The organism is Sedimentitalea xiamensis, assembly GCF_030164465.1.
GTDB lineage: Bacteria > Pseudomonadota > Alphaproteobacteria > Rhodobacterales > Rhodobacteraceae > Sedimentitalea > Sedimentitalea xiamensis.
In genome coordinates, this window is the sequence record NZ_JASNJE010000003.1 from 103,093 (window position 1) to 121,353 (window position 18,261).

General features: G+C 66.1%; 15 protein-coding genes. 5 read left to right on the forward strand and 10 right to left on the reverse strand.

From position 1 onward, the window contains the following. The first annotated feature begins 66 nt into the window (after positions 1-66). The 3 genes from coaBC to QO034_RS03575 are packed head-to-tail and all read left to right on the forward strand — an operon-like array spanning position 67 to position 2,832. Positions 67-1,263 (forward strand): bifunctional phosphopantothenoylcysteine decarboxylase/phosphopantothenate--cysteine ligase CoaBC, encoded by a 1,197-nt coding sequence (coaBC, locus tag QO034_RS03565; RefSeq protein WP_284484125.1) that lies wholly within the window; start codon positions 67-69, stop codon positions 1,261-1,263. Between the two features lie 49 nt (positions 1,264-1,312). After that, positions 1,313-1,768 (forward strand): dUTP diphosphatase, encoded by a 456-nt coding sequence (gene dut, locus QO034_RS03570; protein ID WP_284484283.1) that lies wholly within the window; start codon positions 1,313-1,315, stop codon positions 1,766-1,768. Then, a complete protein-coding gene (locus tag QO034_RS03575; protein ID WP_284484126.1) occupies positions 1,768-2,832 on the forward strand; it encodes a HesA/MoeB/ThiF family protein in 1,065 nt (354 codons plus the stop codon). Before dut ends, QO034_RS03575 begins: the two co-directional genes overlap by 1 nt. On the opposite strand, the gene QO034_RS03580 is transcribed toward QO034_RS03575, so the two are convergent. Then, positions 2,807-4,015 carry a trans-sulfuration enzyme family protein gene (locus QO034_RS03580; RefSeq protein WP_284484127.1) on the reverse strand — a complete coding sequence of 403 codons (1,209 nt, stop codon included), beginning with the start codon at positions 4,013-4,015 and terminating at the stop codon, positions 2,807-2,809. The genes QO034_RS03575 and QO034_RS03580 overlap by 26 nt on opposite strands. Before the next feature lie 151 nt (positions 4,016-4,166). Between QO034_RS03580 and QO034_RS03585 the strand changes: the two genes are divergently transcribed. Continuing rightward, entirely contained in the window at positions 4,167-6,182 is a 2,016-nt protein-coding gene (locus QO034_RS03585) for a M3 family metallopeptidase (protein WP_284484128.1), read from the forward strand. A gap of 66 nt (positions 6,183-6,248) precedes the next feature. Here the strand turns inward: QO034_RS03585 and QO034_RS03590 are convergent, their stop codons facing one another. Genes QO034_RS03590 through QO034_RS03615 form a run of 6 tightly spaced genes read right to left on the reverse strand, consistent with a single transcriptional unit; the run spans position 6,249 to position 12,815 of the window. After that, positions 6,249-7,181 (reverse strand): 2-hydroxyacid dehydrogenase, encoded by a 933-nt coding sequence (locus tag QO034_RS03590; RefSeq protein WP_284484129.1) that lies wholly within the window; start codon positions 7,179-7,181, stop codon positions 6,249-6,251. Between the two features lie 5 nt (positions 7,182-7,186). Beyond that, on the reverse strand, positions 7,187-8,338 hold the full coding sequence (gene rodA, locus QO034_RS03595; protein WP_284484130.1) for a rod shape-determining protein RodA: 1,152 nt from the start codon (positions 8,336-8,338) through the stop codon (positions 7,187-7,189). Beyond that, positions 8,335-10,278 (reverse strand): penicillin-binding protein 2, encoded by a 1,944-nt coding sequence (mrdA, locus tag QO034_RS03600; RefSeq protein ID WP_284484131.1) that lies wholly within the window; start codon positions 10,276-10,278, stop codon positions 8,335-8,337. Before mrdA ends, rodA begins: the two co-directional genes overlap by 4 nt. Beyond that, positions 10,275-10,814 carry a rod shape-determining protein MreD gene (locus QO034_RS03605; protein WP_284484132.1) on the reverse strand — a complete coding sequence of 180 codons (540 nt, stop codon included), beginning with the start codon at positions 10,812-10,814 and terminating at the stop codon, positions 10,275-10,277. The genes mrdA and QO034_RS03605 overlap by 4 nt, the downstream gene beginning before the upstream one ends. Beyond that, positions 10,807-11,709: a rod shape-determining protein MreC gene (gene mreC, locus QO034_RS03610; RefSeq protein WP_284484133.1), complete on the reverse strand. Its 903-nt coding sequence runs from the start codon at positions 11,707-11,709 to the stop codon at positions 10,807-10,809. The genes QO034_RS03605 and mreC overlap by 8 nt, the downstream gene beginning before the upstream one ends. Before the next feature lie 59 nt (positions 11,710-11,768). Continuing rightward, positions 11,769-12,815, reverse strand: a complete 1,047-nt coding sequence (locus QO034_RS03615) for a rod shape-determining protein (protein ID WP_284484134.1) — start codon at positions 12,813-12,815, stop codon at positions 11,769-11,771. Between the two features lie 257 nt (positions 12,816-13,072). Between QO034_RS03615 and QO034_RS03620 the strand changes: the two genes are divergently transcribed. Continuing rightward, the gene (locus QO034_RS03620) at positions 13,073-13,648 is read left to right on the forward strand and encodes a hypothetical protein (RefSeq protein WP_284484135.1); all 576 of its coding nucleotides are present in this window, start codon (positions 13,073-13,075) and stop codon (positions 13,646-13,648) included. Between the two features lie 42 nt (positions 13,649-13,690). Here QO034_RS03620 and QO034_RS03625 read toward each other — a convergent pair whose 3' ends face one another. From QO034_RS03625 to QO034_RS03635, 3 genes are all read right to left on the reverse strand, one after another. Next, positions 13,691-14,530, reverse strand: coding sequence for an amino acid ABC transporter substrate-binding protein (locus QO034_RS03625; protein ID WP_284484136.1), 840 nt, complete (start codon positions 14,528-14,530; stop codon positions 13,691-13,693). Between the two features lie 204 nt (positions 14,531-14,734). Further along, positions 14,735-16,309, reverse strand: coding sequence for a 2-isopropylmalate synthase (locus QO034_RS03630; RefSeq protein ID WP_284484137.1), 1,575 nt, complete (start codon positions 16,307-16,309; stop codon positions 14,735-14,737). A gap of 409 nt (positions 16,310-16,718) precedes the next feature. Then, positions 16,719-18,146 carry an MORN repeat-containing protein gene (locus QO034_RS03635; RefSeq protein WP_284484138.1) on the reverse strand — a complete coding sequence of 476 codons (1,428 nt, stop codon included), beginning with the start codon at positions 18,144-18,146 and terminating at the stop codon, positions 16,719-16,721. Positions 18,147-18,261 lie beyond the last annotated feature (115 nt).

Consider the following 18,261-nt stretch of genomic DNA (forward strand, 5'->3'; position numbering starts at 1 on the left):
ATAGGCACTGGCAGAACCGCGAGGCCCCGCCTATGGTCGGGACGGTCTGACTGAAGGATGCGTCGAATGCTGGCCTCCAAACGCATATTGCTGATCGTCGGGGGAGGCATCGCCGCCTACAAGTCGCTGGAACTGATCCGGCGGCTTCAGGACCGCGGGGCGACCGTCACCCCGGTCCTGACAAGCGCCGGCGCGGAATTCGTGACGCCGCTGTCCCTGGCCGGGCTGGCGGGGCAGAAGGTCTATCGCGACCTGTTCGATCTCGGGGACGAGACGGAGATGGGCCACATCCAGCTGTCGCGCAGCGCCGACCTGATCGTGGTCGCCCCGGCGACGGCGGACCTGATGGCCAGGATGGCGCAGGGGCTGGCGAACGATCTCGCCTCGACCCTGCTGCTGGCCACCGACAAGCCGGTGCTGATCGCGCCGGCGATGAACGTGCGGATGTGGGAGCATGTGGCCACCCGGCGCAATCACGCGCGGTTGCTGGCCGATGGCATTCGTGTCGTCGGGCCGAACGACGGCAGCATGGCCTGCGGCGAGTTCGGACCCGGACGCATGGCGGAGCCGGCGGAGATCCTGGCCGCGATAGAGGCGGCGTTGACGGACGGTCCGCTGCGCGGCAAGCGGATTCTCGTCACCTCCGGCCCGACGCACGAACCGATAGACCCCGTGCGCTACATCGCCAACCGGTCCTCCGGCGCGCAGGGCACCGCGATTGCGCGGGCGCTGGCGGCGCTTGGGGCGGAGGTGGTGTTCGTGACCGGCCCCGCCGACGTGCCCGCGCCCGATGGCGTGCAGGTCGTGCGGGTCCAGACGGCGCAGCAGATGTCGGATGCGGTGGATGCCGCCCTGCCGGCCGATGCGGCGGTGTTCGCCGCCGCCGTCGCGGACTGGCGCATGGCGCAGGCGTCGGACCGGAAGTTGAAGAAAAGCCGCGACGGTTTGCCGGTGCTGGAATTCGCCGAGAACCCGGATATCCTGGCGCGGGTGGCGCATATGACCGAAGGCCGGCCCGGCCTCGTGGTCGGTTTCGCGGCGGAAACCGATGACGTGATCGAGAACGCGGCCGCCAAGCGCGCGCGCAAGCAATGCGACTGGATCGTGGCCAACGACGTGAGCCCGGCCACGGGAATCATGGGCGGGACCGAGAACGCTGTCGTGCTGATCTCGGCAGAGGGGGCGGAGACCTGGCCGCGCATGGGCAAGGACGCGGTGGCGCGCCGGTTGGCCGAGCGGATCGCGGGCGCCCTGAGCGGGTGATGTCGCCTTCGGCGAGAGTATTTTCGCAAAGATGAAGCAGGTTCAGGACATGGTTTCGATCCGGGTGACACGTGAAGAAGGGGCGGATGAGAGCGTCGCCCTGCCGAGCTATGAGACCGCGGGCGCGGCGGGGGCGGACCTGCGGGCCAACCTGCCGGACCGGGGAAGCCTGACCCTGGAGCCGGGGGCGCGGGCGCTGGTGCCGACCGGACTGCGGATCGAGATCCCCGAAGGGTTCGAGGCGCAGATCCGGCCTCGCTCGGGTCTGGCGCTGAAACACGGGATCACCCTGCCGAACGCGCCCGGAACCATCGACAGCGATTATCGCGGTCCCCTGGGGGTGATCCTGATGAACGCGGGCGACACCGTCTTCGTCATCGCCCATGGCGACCGGATCGCGCAGATCGTGATCGCGCCGGTGGTGCGGGCCCGGTTCGAGCCGGTGGACCGCCTGACGGAGTCCCGGCGCGGCGCGGGCGGATTCGGGTCCACCGGGCGCGGCTGATGGGTCTGGTCCTGCTTCTCGCCGCCCTGATCTGGGGGCTGGGCGTTCTGATGGGAACGCCGCGCCGGCCGCGCTTCATCCTGATCGCCGTTCTGTTCGGCGTCGTGCTGCTGGCGCAACTGGCGCTCCCGGACGGCCATCCGATCCGGCAGGCGACCGGCAAATCCCCGGCGCTCTGGCTGATGCTGGCGGCGGCGGCCGCGCTGGCGGTGGTCTATGGCCGCATGGTCGGCGCATTGCGGCGAAGGGCCGGGGTGCGGCAGGCGTCCTCCGAGCAGGCGCCGCCGAAAGCAGCGTTCAGCGATAGCGAACTGGATCGCTATGCCCGCCATATCGTGCTGCGCGAGATCGGCGGACCGGGGCAGAAACGCCTGAAGCAGGCGCGGGTCCTGGTCATTGGCGCCGGGGGGCTGGGCGCGCCGGCGCTGCAATACCTGGCGGCGGCGGGCGTGGGCACCATCGGCGTGATCGACGACGACGTGGTGGAAAACGCCAATCTGCAACGGCAGGTCATTCACCGGGACCGGGACATCGGCATGCCCAAGGTGTTTTCCGCCCAGGCCGCGATGCAGGCGCAGAACCCGGCGGTGACGGTGCGGCCCTATCATCGCCGCCTGACCGCCGAGATCGCCGCCGATCTGTTCGCCGACTATGACGTGATCCTCGATGGCACCGACAATTTCGCCACCCGCTACCTGTCCAACGCGACCGCCGTGGCGGCGGGCAAGCCGCTGATTTCAGGGGCGCTGTCGCAGTGGGAAGGCCAGCTGAGCGTGTTCGACCCGGCCCGTTCCGGCCCCTGCTACCAGTGCATCTTTCCCGAGGCGCCGGCGCCGGGGCTCGCGCCGTCCTGTGCCGAGGCCGGCGTCATCGGCCCGCTGCCGGGCGTCATCGGCGCGATGATGGCGGTGGAGGCGATCAAGGTCGTGACCGACGCCGGGACGCCGCTGCGCGGGCAGATGCTGATCTATGACGCGCTCTACGGCGAGACCCGCACCATCCGGCTGAAGGCGCGCGCCGACTGTCCGGTGTGCGGCGCTACAGCGCGCGGTCCAGATCGGTGATCAGGTCGTCGGCGTCTTCCAGCCCGACGGACAGGCGGAAAATGCCGTCCCCGGCATAGGCGCGGTAATCTTCGGCCGCGGCTCCGGTCAGGCGGAACGAGGTTTGCATCAGCCCTTCGGTTTCCATCCAGAACATCAGGCTCCGGTGATGTCCGAGCGACACGGCGTAGTGGATGACCTCGAACCGGTCGATCATCTGCTGCGCGATGCGCTGCCCGGTCGCCGCGTCGCCCACCTGGAAGCTGAGCATGCCCGAGCAATTGGTCATCTGGCGCTGGGCCAGGTCGTGTTGCGGGTGCGATTTCAGGCCGGGGTAGATGACGCGGGTCACGGCGGGGTGGGTTTCCAGCCATTCCGCCACCGCCTGCGCGCCGGCGGCATGGGCCTTCATCCGCAGCGGCAGGGTCGATGCGCCCCGCGCGATCAGCCAGGCGTTGAAGGGCGACAGGATGCCGCCGTGATGGATCGAGGCTTCGAGCCGCATCCGGCGGATCAGGTCGGAGCGTCCGGCGACGGCCCCGCCGACCGCGTCGCCATGCCCGCCGACATATTTGGTGGTCGAGTGCATCACGAGGTCGATGCCGAGCACGCCGGTGTCCATGCCCAATGGCGAGGCAAAGGTCGCGTCGGTCGAATGGATCGCGCCGCCGTCATGGGCCAGTTTCGACACCGCCGCCAGATCGGTGAGGCGGATGATCGGGTTCACCGGGCTTTCGCTGTGCACCAGCCTGGTGTTGGGGCGGATCGCGGCGGCGACGGCGTTCAGATCGGACATGTTGACCATGCTGACCTCGATCCCGAGCCGGGGCAGCGTGTCGCGGGCCAGTTCGCCGACCCCGGCATAGGACACGTCGGAAATCACCGCGTGGTCGCCCGCCGACAGGAAGGTGAAGAAGATCGCGCTGGCTGCGGCCATCCCCGAGGCGGTGGCGAGACAATCCTCGGTGCCCTGCATCGCGGCGATCTTGGCTTCGAGCATCGTTGTGGTCGGGTTGGCCCAGCGGGCATAGGCATAGGGGCTGTCGGGGGTCAGGTCATGGGCCGAGAACCCCGAAACATCCTGCGACACGAAGGTGGACGACATGTGAATCGCGGGGGCAGAGGCGCCGGTCGTTGGATCCGGATCCTCGCCGGCATGGATGGCGGTGGTCATCGGCCCGTATGTCGTATTGCGGCGGTTCATCGGTATGCTCCCCTCTCTTGCGGTCCGGCGCACCGTGACGGGGCGGTCCAGCGCTTGCAACCCGGTTTTCAGGGATCATTGCGCAAAACCGCGTCCCGGCACTGGACCCGGACCCGCGCCGCCCCTAGCTTGCGGACCAAAGGAGATCCCCATGACCAACCCGATCCTGTCTGACTGGACGACGCCGTTCGAGATTGCGCCGTTTGACTCGATTTCCGATGACGATTTCGCGCCGGCGCTGGACCGGGCGCTGGCGGAACATCGGGCCGAGATCGACGCCATCGCGGCCGATCCCGACCCCGCGAGTTTCGCCAACACGGTCGAGGCGCTGGAGGCTGCGGGCGCGGCGCTGGACAAGGTCCTGTCGGTGTTCTTCACCGTCGCGGGGGCCGACAGCAACCCGACGCGGGAAGCCTTGCAGCGGGATTTCTCGCCGCGGCTGGCGGCGCATTATTCCGAGATTTCGGCGAACAAGGCGCTGTTCCGGCGGCTCGCCGACCTTTGGGCGCGCAAGGACGACCTGGACCTGACAGAGGAACAGGCGCGGGTCCTGATGCTCACCCATCGCGGTTTCGTCCGGGCCGGGGCCGCTCTGGAGGGGGCCGAGGAAGAGCGCATGAAGGAGATCAAGTCGCGCCTTGCGACGCTGGGCACCCGGTTCACGCAGAACCTCCTGGCGGATGAACGGGACTGGCATCTGGACCTGAGCGAAGCCGATCTTGCCGGGCTGCCGGGTTTCGTGGTCGATGCCGCGCGGGAGGCCGGGCGCGAAAAGGGGCTGGACGGGCCGGCGGTGACGCTGTCGCGCTCGCTCATCGTGCCGTTTCTGCAATTTTCACCACGGCGCGACCTGCGCGAAACCGCCTATCGCGCCTGGGCGGCCCGCGGCGCCAATGGCGGCGAGACCGACAACCGCGCGATTGCCGCCGAAACCCTGAAGCTGCGCCAGGAGCGCGCGGCCCTGCTGGGCTATGACAGTTTCGCCGCCTACAAGCTGGAAACCGAGATGGCACGCGCGCCCGCGCAGGTCCGCGATCTGCTGATGGCGGTCTGGGGTCCGGCCAGGGCGCGGGCGGAGGCCGACGCGGAGGTGCTGACCGCGATGATGCAGGCGGACGGGATCAACGGGCCGCTGGAACCCTGGGACTGGCGGTATTACGCGGAAAAGCGGCGGCGGGCGGAACACGATCTGGATGAGGCGGCGCTCAAGCCCTACCTGCAACTGGACCGGATGATTGAAGCGGCCTTTTCCTGCGCGACGCGGCTGTTCGGGCTGGAGTTCGCGCCGCTGGACATCCCGCTCTACCATCCCGATTGCCGCGCCTGGGAGGTCACGCGCAACGGCGCGCATGTGGCGGTCTTCATCGGCGACTATTTCGCCCGCGGCAGCAAGCGGTCGGGCGCCTGGTGCAGTGCGATGCGCAGCCAGGCGAAGTTCCCTGAGGTGCAGGCGCCGGTGGCCATCAACGTGTGCAACTTCGCCAAGGGCGATCCGGCGCTTCTGTCCTGGGACGACGCGCGCACCCTGTTTCACGAATTCGGCCATGCGCTGCACCAGATGCTGTCCGACGTGACCTATGAAAGCATATCGGGCACCTCGGTGGCGCGCGACTTCGTCGAACTGCCGAGCCAGCTTTACGAACACTGGCTGGAAGTGCCCGAGGTGCTGCGCGCATTCGCGACCCATGCCGAGACCGGCGAGCCGATGCCAAGCGCCATGCTGGACAAGGTTCTGAGGGCCGCGAATTTCGACATGGGGTTTCAGACGGTGGAATATGTCGCCTCGGCACTGGTCGACCTGGCGTTTCACGAGGGAGAGGCGCCGGAGGATCCGATGGCGAAGCAGGCCGAGGTGCTGGCCGGGCTCGGGATGCCGCATGCGATCGGGATGCGCCATGCGACGCCGCAATTCGCCCATGTCTTTTCCGGCGACGGCTATTCCAGCGGCTATTACAGCTACATGTGGTCCGAGGTCATGGACGCCGATGCCTTTGCCGCCTTCGAGGAGAACGGCGGCGCGTTCGATGCGGAGCGGGCGAAGGCCCTGGAGATGCATATCCTGTCGGCGGGCGGGTCGCGGGAACCGGAGGTTCTTTACAAGGCGTTCCGCGGACGGCTGCCCGGCGTGGAGGCGCTGCTGAAAGGCCGGGGCCTGGCGGCGGCGTGACGGGATTGCGCCTTTGGCGCAAGCCTCCGGCGGGAGTATTTCAGGCAAGAGGAAGACCGGGGGCGATCAGTATCCAAGCGCCCGGTCCACCAGGTGCAGGAAGGGCGCGCCGGTTTCGCCGCGCCAGATGTTTTCGGCGATCACCTCGCTTGCGGAGGATTCGCGGGTGGCGGAGGCGATATGCGGCGTCACCGTCACCCGGGGATGGGCCCAGAACGGATGATCAGCGGGCAGCGGTTCGGTCCGGAACACGTCGAGCGTCGCATGACTGACCTGGCCGCTGTCCAGCGCCGCAAGCAGCGCCGCGTCGTCGATCAGGGCGCCGCGTCCGGGGTTGATGACGATCGCCCCGCGCGGCAGCCCGGCCAGCCTTCGGGCGTTCAGGATGTTTGCGGTCGCCGGCGTGTCCGGCAGCAGCAGCACGAGGATTTCGGCGGCCGCCAGGGCGGCGGCCAGTCCCGCGTCGCCGTGATGGGTCGTGACCTGCGCGATGGTCTTCGGGCTGCGGCTCCAGCCGGAAACGGCGAATCCCAGTATGGCCAGACTGGCGGCGCAGGCGCGGCCCAGTTCGCCCAGGCCAAGAACGGTGACGCGGCGGTCCTGCGCCAGAGGCGGCACTTGGGTGCGCCAGACCCCGTCCTGGCCGGTGATATGCGCATCCATCCCGAGATGATGGCGCAGGACATGCCCCGCGACCCATTCGACCATGCCCCGGGTCAGCCCGTGATCGACCATGCGGGCCAGCGGAACCCTGAGCGTCGGATTGCCGACCACGTCTTCGACCCCGGCCCAGAGGTTCAGCACCGCTTTCAGGCGGCTGTAGGCAGAGAAATCCTGCACGCTGCTGTTGGGCGCATAGACGATGTAATCGACCTGATCCGGGGCGAAATCCAGGCGCAGATCGTAGGCGAGACCGGTGCGGTCCAGGGCGCGCGTCAGCGGGGTCTGGTAGCGGTCCCAGCTTTCGGACTGGGCGGCGAAGAGAATATTGGCCGTCATGGAACCTATCGCGTTTGCTGGCGGGGGCGGTGGATATGGGCGCTGTGCACGATCCCGAAGGCGACCATCAGGACGAGCATGGCGGAGCCGCCGTAGCTGACCATGGGAAGCGGCACGCCGACCACCGGGGCGAGCCCCATGACCATGGACATGTTGACCGCGAAGAACAGGAAGAAGTTGATCGCGACGCCAAAGGTGACGAGGGAGGAAAACCGGTCGCGGGTGGCCAGCGCGGTAGCGATGCAGAAGACGATGATCAGGGCATAGAGCGTCAGCAGGGAGAACCCGCCGACGAAGCCGAATTCCTCGGCCAGGGTGGTAAAGATGAAATCCGTGTGCTTTTCGGGCAGGAAGTTCAGCCGCGACTGGGTGCCCTGCATGAAGCCGCGCCCGGTCCAGCCGCCGGAGCCGAGCGCGATTTTCGATTGCGTGATGTGGTATCCCGCGCCCAGCGGGTCGCTGGAAGGATCGAGAAAGGTGTCGATGCGGCGATACTGGTAATCCTTGAGCAATTGCCAGTCGGTTCCACGGCTCTGAAACACGGCGGTGACGAGGCCCGCTCCGGCGGCGATGACGACGGCGAAATAGGCCCAGTGCACGCCGGCCAGGAACATCAGGCCGCCGCCCGCGGTGATCAGCAGGATGGACGTTCCCAGATCCGGCTGGCGCAGCACCAGGAAGGTGGGAAACAGGATCATCACCACCGGGATCAGCACCCAGAACGGGCGGGAGGTCTTCTTGGCGGGAAGCCAGTCGTAATAGGCGGCCAGAAGCATCACCAGCGTGATCTTCATCAGCTCGGACGGTTGCAGGCGCATGAACCCGAGATCGATCCAGCGCTGCGCGCCCATGCCGACCGTGCCGAAGGCTTCGACCATGATCAGCAGCAGAACCGTCAGCCCGTAGGCCACGACGGCCATGTTGCGCCAGAACCAGATCGGCACCATCGCGACGACGGTCATGACAGCCAGGCCGAGAGCAAAGCGTTTCATCTGCGGTTCGGCCCAGGGAGTGAACGATCCGCCGGCCACCGAATAGAGCATCAGGAACCCGACGCCGGCGACGCTGATCAGCAGCAGCGTCAGCGGCCAGTTCATGTGCAGGATCTTGCGCATCCCCGACGGGGTGGATCGCAGGTTATGTTCGAGATAGCTCATGCGCGGTCGCTCACGGGGGCGCCGATTTCGGGGCGTTCGCGGTGCAGCCGCTCTTGCTGCGCCTTGATCTTGCTGCGGTCGGCGGTGGGATAGGCAGAGAGCGGTGGGGTGCCTTCGTAAAGCGCCTGGAGCATGATGTCGCGCGCCACGGGGGCCGCCGCGGTCGAGCCGCCGCCGCCATGTTCGACGATCACCGAGACGGCGAATCTCGGGTTCTCGACCGGGGCGAAGCTGACAAACAGCGCGTGGTCGCGCCGTTCCCAGGGCAGGTCGGCGTTGCTGATCACGCCGGCGGCGCGTTCGGCCTTGGTGATGTTGCGGACCTGGCTGGTGCCGGTCTTGCCCGCCATGCGCATGGAGTCTTCGATGATGCGGCTGCGATAGCCGGTGCCGCGCCGGTCGTTGCTGACCGCGAACATGGCCCGTCGGACCTTGCGCAGGTTGTTTTCGTTGAGCCCCAGGGGTTCGCCCGCGCCATCCGGTTCCTCGATGCCGTCGATCGATTTCACCAGACGCGGCGCGACCGCGCGCCCGGTCGCGATCCGGGCCGACATCACCGCAAGCTGGAGCGGAGAGGCGAGCATGAAGCCCTGCCCGATCGAGGCGTTCGCCGTGTCCCCGACGCGCCAGACATCCCCGTGAACCCGTTCCTTCCAGGCCCGGTCCGGGGCAAGGCCTTCGGCCACGGCGGACATGGGCAGATCGTGGCGCACGCCGATTCCGAACCGCTTGGCCATGGCGGATATCTTGTCGATGCCGACTTTCATCGCGAGATCGTAATAGTAGACGTCGCAGCTTTGCTTCAGCGAGTTCAGCAGGTCCACATGGCCATGTCCCGCCCGTTTCCAGCAATGGAACCTGCGCCCCGACACCTCCAGGTGGCCCGGACACCAGACCGTATCGTCCGGTCCCACCAGCCCGTCCTCGAGCGCGGCCAGCGCGGTGATCATCTTGAACGTGGATCCGGGCGGATAGGTGCCCTGCACCGACTTGTTGGCGAGCGGGCGGTAGGGGTCTTCGGTCAGGCCGCGGTAATCCGCGACCGAGATCCCGCGCACGAACAGGTTCGGATCGAAGCTGGGGGCGGAACAGATCGCCCTCAGGTCGCCGGTTTCGCAGTCCATCACCACGGCGGCGGCGCTTTCGCCGCTCAGCCGTGCCTGCACATAGGCCTGGAGATCGGCGTCGATGGTCAGTTGCAGGTCCGCCCCGGAGACGCCTTCGCGCCGGTCCAGTTCGCGCATGACGCGCCCGGTGGCGTTGACCTCGACCCGTTTGGCCCCGGCGAAACCGCGCAGCACGTCCTCGCGTTTGGCTTCCAGCCCGACCTTGCCGATCTGGAACCGGGGGATGCGCAGGACGGGTTCGGGGTCTTCGATCTGGCTCAGGTCGTAGTCGCTGACCGGGCCGACATAGCCGACCACATGCGCCAGGTCCGCGCCCCGCGGATAGACCCGCGTCAGGCCGACCTCGGGGGTGATGCCGGGCAGGGCGGGGGCGTTCACCGCCACCTTGCTGATATCTTCCCAGGAGACCTGGTCGGCGAGCGTGACCGGCAGGAACGGCGCGCTGCGGCGCATTTCGGTCAGGGCGCGGTTCAGGTCTTCCTCGTCCAGTCGGACGAGACGGGACAGATCCGCGATGACCTTGTCTACCTCGCCCGCGTCCTCGCGCACGATGATGATCCGGTAGCTGGGAGAGTTGCGCGCGACGATCTTGCCGTTCCGGTCGAACAGTTCTCCGCGGTCGGGCGGGATCAGGCGGATGTTGATCCGGTTTTCCTCGGCCAGCATGCGGAACTGGTCGGCCTGATCGACCTGCATGTAGCGCATCCGCAATCCCAGGGCGCCGACAAAGACCAGCTGCGCGCCGCCCAGCAGAGCCGCGCGGCGGCTCATGGTGCGGTGCAGGACATCCAGTTCCTTGGGGTTGCGTCTCATCCGCGGGACCCCATGGTTTCCGCGGTATTCGGCGATAGGCGGCGCACTCCCATGACCGACTGGGTGAGCAGCGCCACGGCGGGGTATGCCGCCATCGTCATCATCATCTGGATGAGGCTCAGGCTCAGTTGTGCCTGATCGACCAGCGTGACGGTGAGGATCAGCCGGTGCAGGATCGCCACGATCAGGATGACGAGGGAGACCGAGATCCATTCGCCCATGAACCCGGTTTCCCCGGCGCCGGCGAAACGGGACTTGAGATGTTCGCTGCCCAGCACCACCAGCATGGCGAGCAGCCCCGGCGGACGTTGCAGCATGAGATCGGCAAGCAGCATGACGGCCGCGACACTGAAAGCGGGCACGAAATCCGGCCGGCGCACGGACCAGGCGAAGGTGAAGGCGATCAGCAGGTCGGGCGGCGCCCAGCGGCGCGGCATGGTTTGCAGCGGCAGCAGGTGAAAGAACAGGATCAGGAGCGCCAGTGCCACGAACCAGAGGCGCATGATCCAGATATGCGGCGGGGTCAGGCTATCCATCCGCGGGGCTCTCGGGTTGCATCGGGCCGATCGCCGCCGTCGGGGCGACGATGGTTCCGGGGTCGTCGATGCCTTCCGCGCCGTGGTGGCGCAGAACGCGCAGGAATTCGAGCCTCTCGTAATCGGCCGAGAGCCGCACCCGCAGGCGGCCGGAGGGGTCCGCGGCGGCCTGCCCGATCAGGAGACCGGCGGGAAAGACACCGCCGTCGCCGGAACTGACGACCCGGTCGCCGGGTCGGACGAGGTCCGGATTTTCCAGGAAGCTGATCAGCGGGGCGGCGGAATTGTCGCCAATCACCAGCGCCGATTGCCCGGACGGCTGAATGGTCGCTGGCACGGCGCTTGCGGCATCGGTCAGCAGGATGACCCTGGCGGTGGTCTGGCCGGTGCCGGAGATGCGGCCGACCAGCCCGATCCCGTCCATCGCGGCCCAGCCGTCGCGAATCCCGTCGCGCGCGCCGACGTTGAGCAGCACGGATTGCCGGAACGGCGATCCGGAATCGGCCATGACGACGCCGGTCACGTAGGTCAGGCGCGGATCGAGCCGCACATTGTTGAGATCGAGCAGGCGGGCGTTTTCCTGTTCCAGTTGCAGCGCCGCCTCTTTCCAGGCCTGCATCTGGCGCAATTCGCTACGCAGATCCCGGTTCTGTTCGGCCAGGCGCTGGTAGCTCTGGAAATCGCGGATCAGGTTGATCGCGCCGGTGACGGGCACCATCGCCCAGCTCATGCTCGGCACGACCGCGTCCGTGACCTGCGCCCGGAACCGTTCGACGCGGGGGCTGTCGATCCGCCAGACCAGGAAGATGGCGAGCAGGCACAGGCAGATGACCCCAAGCAGGAATCGGCGCAGGGGGCCGGCATAGTCTTCGCGCTGTGAACGGTTCTTGGCCAAGGGAACCTCTATGGCCGCGCCTTTGGCGCGGGTTGCACAGGTGTCAAAGGGTGCGCGTCCTAGCTGTCGTAGTCAATCGCGTGGCGCAGCTGTTTTTCGTATTCCAGCGCCTTGCCGGTGCCGAGCGCGACGCAATTCAGCGATTCATCCGCGATGGATACCGCCAGCCCGGTCTGTTCACGCAGGGCCAGATCGAGATCGCCCAGCAGCGCCCCGCCGCCGGTCAACATGACGCCCCGGTCGACGATGTCGGCGGCGAGGTCGGGCGGCGTGGCTTCCAGCGCGGCCATCACCGCCTCGCAGATCTGCTGCACGGGTTCGGCCAGCGCCTCGGCCACCTGGGCCTGGCTGATCTCGATTTCCTTGGGCACACCGTTCAGCAGGTCGCGCCCGCGGATCTGCATCGACGCGCCGCGCCCGTCGTCGGGCATCCGGGCGCTGCCGATGCTGGTCTTGATGCGTTCCGCCGTGCTTTCGCCGATCAGCAGGTTCTGCTGCCGGCGCAGGTAGGAAATGATCCCCTCGTCCATCCGGTCGCCGCCAACCCGGACCGAGCGGGCATAGACGATGTCGCCCAGCGACAGCACCGCGACCTCGGTGGTGCCGCCGCCGATGTCCACGACCATGTTGCCGGTCGGGTCGGTGATCGGCATGCCGGCGCCGATGGCGGCGGCGATGGGTTCGGCAATCAGACCCGCCTTGCGCGCCCCCGCCGACAGGACCGACTGACGGATCGCGCGCTTCTCGACCGGGGTGGCGCCATGCGGCACGCAGACGATGATCTTGGGCTTGGAAAACGACGACCGCTTGTGCACCTTGCGGATGAAATGCTTGATCATTTCCTCGGCGGTATCGAAATCCGCGATGACCCCCTCGCGCATCGGGCGGATCGCCTGGATGCTGCCGGGCGTGCGCCCCAGCATCAGCTTGGCGTCTTCGCCGACGGCCAGAACTTTCTTGACCCCGTCCTTGATGTGATAGGCCACGACGGACGGTTCGGACAGGATTATGCCACGGCCCTTGACATAGACCAGGGTATTGGCGGTTCCCAGGTCAATCGCCATGTCCGCGGCGAAGATGCCACCAAAATTTCCAAACCACGACATGAACGGGATCCTGTAGTCTACTGCAATTGGGTCCGCGACTCGAATGGCGCGGACCGAGGGTGTTATATGACTCCCCCGCCAAGGGTGAAAGCACTGAATGGGATTGGATAGGCGTCATTTCGCCCGAAACGCCGGGAAAGACCCGTATCGGCCGGGTCGGCGCCGCGTGTGCGGACTTGTCGCATTCGCGGACGGCGCCTAGAATTGACGCATGCCCGGCCGGGATCGCGCCGGCACAAGAGGTGAGGGAACGGACGATGAAGAAATCCTTGGGTATGGCCGTCGCGGTATCGGCACTGATCTGTGCGACCTCGGTGCTGGCCGCGCCCCTGAAGCTGACGCCGGCCAACCCGCAACCGGGCTCCCTGAAAAGCGGGCTGAACGTCAGCTACGGCTACGCGGCGGACAAGTTCAAGTCGCTGTCCCTGGCGCGCAGCATTTTCGAGGCGACGGGGAAACCGGGGAAACCGCTGCGCGGACTGGACTACCGGGACAACGAATTCGGCGAAATGGCCCTGACATCGACAGCGGCCTGGTATGTGACGGCCCGGATCACGGGGTATTATTACTTTGCGGCGCCGGGAGACTACGACATCGAATTTTTCGTCAACGACGGGCTGGACGCGAGGATCGGCGGCCAGCAGGTCGGATATTTCGACGGGATCCAGGGCTGCGAAGGCACGGTTGTCGTCCCGGTTCATGCGCCGTCGGCCGGTTGGTATGATGTCGATATCTTCTATTACCAGAATGCCGGCACAGCCTGCCTGATGATGAAGAAGGGTCCCGCCGGGCAGAAACGGTCGTGGGTCCAGAATTCGGCTTTCGGTCGCTGATCCGCAAGGCGCAACGATGTGCCGGGCGTCGCGTCGCCAGGCTTACCTGAGCGTCGGCGCCAGCAGATACATCGCTTGCAGGGCTACGCCGGGTTGTAAGTCCGGCATGGCCTGATCGAAGATCTCGCGCATCTTGCCGTTGGCATAGAGTCCGGCAATGGCCGCATCGACGATCTGGCGAAAATCGGAGTCTCCGCGCGCGAGGGCCAGCCCCTGTTTTTCGATCGTCAGGATTTCGTCCGAGATCTGGTACGCCTCCGGGTCCAGGCTGTTCGCGAGCAGGGCGGTCAGAAGAGACTGGTCCGCGAAATAGGCGTCGATCTCCTTGGCCTCCATGGCATCAAGCCCGTTCTGATGGCTCGCGAAGGTCACGATCTCGGCGTCGATTCCGGCTTCGGTCATCGACGTGGTCAGGGCCTCCTGCGTGGTCGTCCCGGCCCGGACGCCCAGTTTCTGGCCGGCCATGTCGGCGAATTTGCCCGACGCGCCCCTGTGTTGCAGGATCGCGGTTCCGTCCACATAGACCGGGTCCGAGAAATCGACGATGCTTCGGCGCGTGAGGGTGATGGTGGCGGCACCACAGAGAAGGTCGATTTCGCCGCTGGCAACCTTGTCGAACCGGTCCTCGGTTCCGACCGCCACGAAGGTCGCTTCCAGGTTCTCCAGCTTCAGCGCATTGGCGATGGCCTGACCGACATGAAGACAGATCAGCGGGGTGTATCCGGCGGGGTTTCCGTCCGGTTTCTGAAACGACAGCGGCGCGGCATCGGCGCGATAGCCCAGGTTCAGTTTTGAGGTTTCCTTGATCCGTTGAAGCGTTTGTCCGCTGGCGGGCAGGGCAAGGCAGAGGCAGGCGATGATCGACAGAAGATGTGAACGCACGGATCGTTCCTTTGTTGAAAGTGTCGTCTGACCATACCCTTCGCAACCGGCGCGTCCAATGAAAAGCGCAGCGCGCCAGCAGGATCGCGGAACCCGACCTTCCCGAACCCGGAAAAGGCCAGCCCGGCGTTTTCCACGCCGGTGATCCGTCTCATTCGCAATGGCAAAGGGTCGGCGCGGGCCTTTGAAGCCCGCGCCGGTTTGTCAGGACACGTCCTTGTAGCTGATTTCCCGTGTATCGCTGCCGGGCGCGGATTTCTCGCGCCGCACGATCAGCCGGTTCAGCGCGTTGACATAGGCTTTGGCGCTGGCCACGACCGTGTCGGTATCGGCGGACTGGCCGGTGACGATGCGCCCGTCCTCTTCCATCCGCACCGATACGGTCGCCTGCGCGTCGGTGCCCTCGGTCACGGCGTGCACCTGGTAGAGTTGCAGTTTCGCCCGGTGCGGAAACAGCGCCTTGACCGCGTTGAACGTGGCATCGACCGGGCCGTCGCCCGACTGGGTGGTGGACTGTTCGACGCCGTCGATCTCCATCACCAGGTCGGCCTTCTGCGGCCCCTTGGTGCCGCAGACCACGTGCAGCGACTTGATCTTGAGCCGGTCGTTTTCCGGGTCTTCACCGACCCGCATCAGGGCGACGAGATCGTCGTCATAGACTTCCTTCTTGCGGTCGGCGAGTTCCTTGAAGCGCACGAACACGTCCTTGAGCTGGTTGTCGCCCAGTTCGAACCCGAGATCGGACAGCTTGGCGCGCAGCGCGGCGCGGCCCGAATGCTTGCCCATCACGAGATTGGTGTCCGACAGGCCGACGTCGGAGGGGCGCATGATCTCGAAGTTTTCCGGGTTCTTCAGCATCCCGTCCTGGTGGATGCCGCTTTCATGGGCAAAGGCGTTCTTGCCGACGATCGCCTTGTTGAACTGCACCGGGAAACCGCTGACCGTGGCGACGCGGCGGCTGATGTTCATGATCTTCCTGGTGTCGATCCCGGTATGCCAGGGCATGATGTCGTGGCGCACCTTCAATGCCATCACGACTTCTTCCAGCGCGGTGTTGCCGGCCCGTTCGCCCAGCCCGTTGATCGTGCATTCGATCTGCCGCGCGCCGCCGGCCACCGCGGCGAGGCTGTTGGCCGTCGCCATGCCCAGGTCGTTGTGGCAGTGGGTGGCAAAGACCACGTCTTCTGCCCCCGGCACGGTGGCGATCAGGCGGCGGATGAGATCGGCGGATTCCACCGGCGCCGTATAGCCCACGGTGTCCGGAATGTTGATCGTGGTGGCCCCGGCCTTGATGGCGATTTCGATCACCCGGCAGAGATAATCCCATTCGGTCCGGGTCGCGTCCATCGGCGACCACTGCACGTTGTCGCAGAGATTGCGCGCATGGGTCACGGTTTCATGGATGCGGTCGGCCATTTCGTCCTGGGTCAGGTTCGGTATGGCGCGGTGCAGCGGCGAGGTGCCGATGAAGGTGTGGATGCGTGGCCTTTCGGCGTGTTTCACCGCGTCCCAGCAACGGTCGATATCCGCCAGGTTGGCGCGGGCGAGGCCGCAGATCACGCTGTTTCTGGCGTTCCGGGCAATGTCGGACACGGCCTTGAAATCGCCTTCCGAGGCGATCGGGAATCCGGCCTCGATGATGTCCACGCCCATGTCGTCCAGAAGCCCGGCGATTTCGAGCTTTTCGTCGTGGGTCATGGTTGCGCCGGGGCTCTGTTCCCCATCGCGCAGGGTCGTGTCGAAGATCAGGACCCGGTCCTTTTCTACAATCTGTGTCATGTCGAGTTCTTTCGTTTCTGTCCTATGGCCTGTGGCGCGCAAGCTGCATCCTCTGAGCGGGCGCGCCGAGGTGGCACGCTCAGAGGCGCGTTAGGATCAGCAGGCCGCGCAGGGACGCGCCGGAAACGGCGGTCGGAATCTGGATGTCGGCGGCATGGGTCATGCGGACAGGTTATATCGGGCGGGATGGAAATGGGAAGGCCGAATTTGCGTCCGCTCTGCCCCCGGCATAATCGCTGAATCTTTCGCAAGGAAATTCTTGACGACAGGACGTCTGGATGTCGGTGCCCGGGCGGCCAAGTCCGAGGGCGCGGATCGGGCATGGATCATCTGATCATACCGAGGCGGTCCGCGCGACTCTGCATCCGGGAACGGTCAGCACGCCGTTGACCGGGAAATACCCTGGATGTCAGCCGTCCGAGGGCGGTTTTTCGGCGGTGAGCGCGCCGTTTTCCCAGGTTCCGGCGGCTTCCTGCCCGGTGGCGTAGCGCATGGTTCCGTCGCCCTGGCGCTTGCCATCCACGAAGGACCCTTCGTAGACGTCGCCGTTGGAATAGGTGGCGATTCCCTCGCCGCTGATTTCCCCGTCTTTCCAGTCGCCGGAATAGCGGAACCCGTCGGTCATCACGATTTCGCCGCTGCCGTGGCGCTTGCCGTCCCGGAATTCGCCGGTATAGACCGAACCGTCGACATATGTGGCCTTGCCGACCCCGTGGCGTTGCCCGTTTTCCCAATCGCCCTCGTAACGGTATCCGTCGGCATAGGTCATCACGCCCTGCCCGTGGTTGAGCGCATTCCTGAACTGGCCCTTGTAGACGACGCCATTCGCATAGGTGGCGGTTCCGTCGCCTTCGATCACGCCCGCGACCCAGCCGCCTTCGTAGGAGGACCCGTCGGGATAGGTGATCTTGCCTTCGCCATCGGCGAGGTCGGACGAAAATGCCCCCACGTAAACCGACCCGTCCGGATATGTAACCTGCCCGCTGCCCGCGATCTGGCCGGCTTTCCATTCGCCGACATACTGGTATCCATCGGTCCCGGTGAAGGTGCCGGTGCCATCGCGCCGGTCCTCGGAGAAGCTGCCTTCGTAGACATCGCCATTGGCATATTCGACGCGGCCCTGACCCTGCCGGCGGCCGCCGATGAAATCGCCGGTGTAACTGTCGCCGTTGGCCTGGGTGAGCGTTCCCGATCCGTCGAACTGGCCGTTCTTCCAGGTGCCGGAATAGATCAGCCCGTCAGGCAGGGTCAGTTTTCCCTGGCCGGACTGTTTGCCGTCGATGATCCCGCCGTCGTAGACCGCGCCATCGGCATAGGTGATCACCCCCTTGCCCTGCTTGACGCCATCCACCCAGTCGCCGGTATATTCGTATCCGTCCGGATTGCGCATGGTGCCGGTGCCATGGCGTTGCGCGTTCCTGAACCCGCCCTCGTAGCGCACCCCGTTGGCGAACACGGCAACGCCCTCACCATTGATTGCGCCATCGGCCCATTGGCCTTCGTAGGTGCCGCCATCGGCAAAGGTGATCTTTCCGGCACCTTCGGGTTTGCCCTTGACGAATTCGCCCTCGTAGACGGATCCGTTGGGAAACCGCGCCACGCCCTTGCCCCTGATCTCGCCATCCACCCAGTCGCCGGTGTATTTGTATCCGTTGGGCAGCGTGTAGGTGCCGGTGCCATGCTGGAGACCGTTTCTGAACGTGCCTTCGTAAACGCCGCCGATATCGTCCTGCGTGGTCAGCACCTGGTCCGTCTGCGCGGTCACGGAACCGGCGAGCGCCAGGCAGATCAGGCTTGTCGCGGCCAGGCCGGTGCGAAATATGGTGGTCGGCGTCATGGGTATCCCTGCTTTTCGCCCGCGGTTCGTTTCCCGCGGCGCGCCGTGAAATTAGGCCAGCCGGGTCGCAGGGGCAATGTCTTTTGCCGCTGCTCCCTTCCCCTCAAGCGATGAT

Coding starts and splice junctions, on each gene's coding strand:
- coaBC (WP_284484125.1), top strand. CDS start 67: ATGCTGGCCTCCAAACGCATATTGCTGATCGTCGGGGGAGGCATCGCC.
- dut (WP_284484283.1), top strand. CDS start 1,313: ATGGTTTCGATCCGGGTGACACGTGAAGAAGGGGCGGATGAGAGCGTC.
- QO034_RS03575 (WP_284484126.1), top strand. CDS start 1,768: ATGGGTCTGGTCCTGCTTCTCGCCGCCCTGATCTGGGGGCTGGGCGTT.
- QO034_RS03580 (WP_284484127.1), bottom strand. CDS start 4,015: ATGAACCGCCGCAATACGACATACGGGCCGATGACCACCGCCATCCAT.
- QO034_RS03585 (WP_284484128.1), top strand. CDS start 4,167: ATGACCAACCCGATCCTGTCTGACTGGACGACGCCGTTCGAGATTGCG.
- QO034_RS03590 (WP_284484129.1), bottom strand. CDS start 7,181: ATGACGGCCAATATTCTCTTCGCCGCCCAGTCCGAAAGCTGGGACCGC.
- rodA (WP_284484130.1), bottom strand. CDS start 8,338: ATGAGCTATCTCGAACATAACCTGCGATCCACCCCGTCGGGGATGCGC.
- mrdA (WP_284484131.1), bottom strand. CDS start 10,278: ATGAGACGCAACCCCAAGGAACTGGATGTCCTGCACCGCACCATGAGC.
- QO034_RS03605 (WP_284484132.1), bottom strand. CDS start 10,814: ATGGATAGCCTGACCCCGCCGCATATCTGGATCATGCGCCTCTGGTTC.
- QO034_RS03615 (WP_284484134.1), bottom strand. CDS start 12,815: ATGTCGTGGTTTGGAAATTTTGGTGGCATCTTCGCCGCGGACATGGCG.
- QO034_RS03620 (WP_284484135.1), top strand. CDS start 13,073: ATGAAGAAATCCTTGGGTATGGCCGTCGCGGTATCGGCACTGATCTGT.
- QO034_RS03630 (WP_284484137.1), bottom strand. CDS start 16,309: ATGACACAGATTGTAGAAAAGGACCGGGTCCTGATCTTCGACACGACC.
- QO034_RS03635 (WP_284484138.1), bottom strand. CDS start 18,146: ATGACGCCGACCACCATATTTCGCACCGGCCTGGCCGCGACAAGCCTG.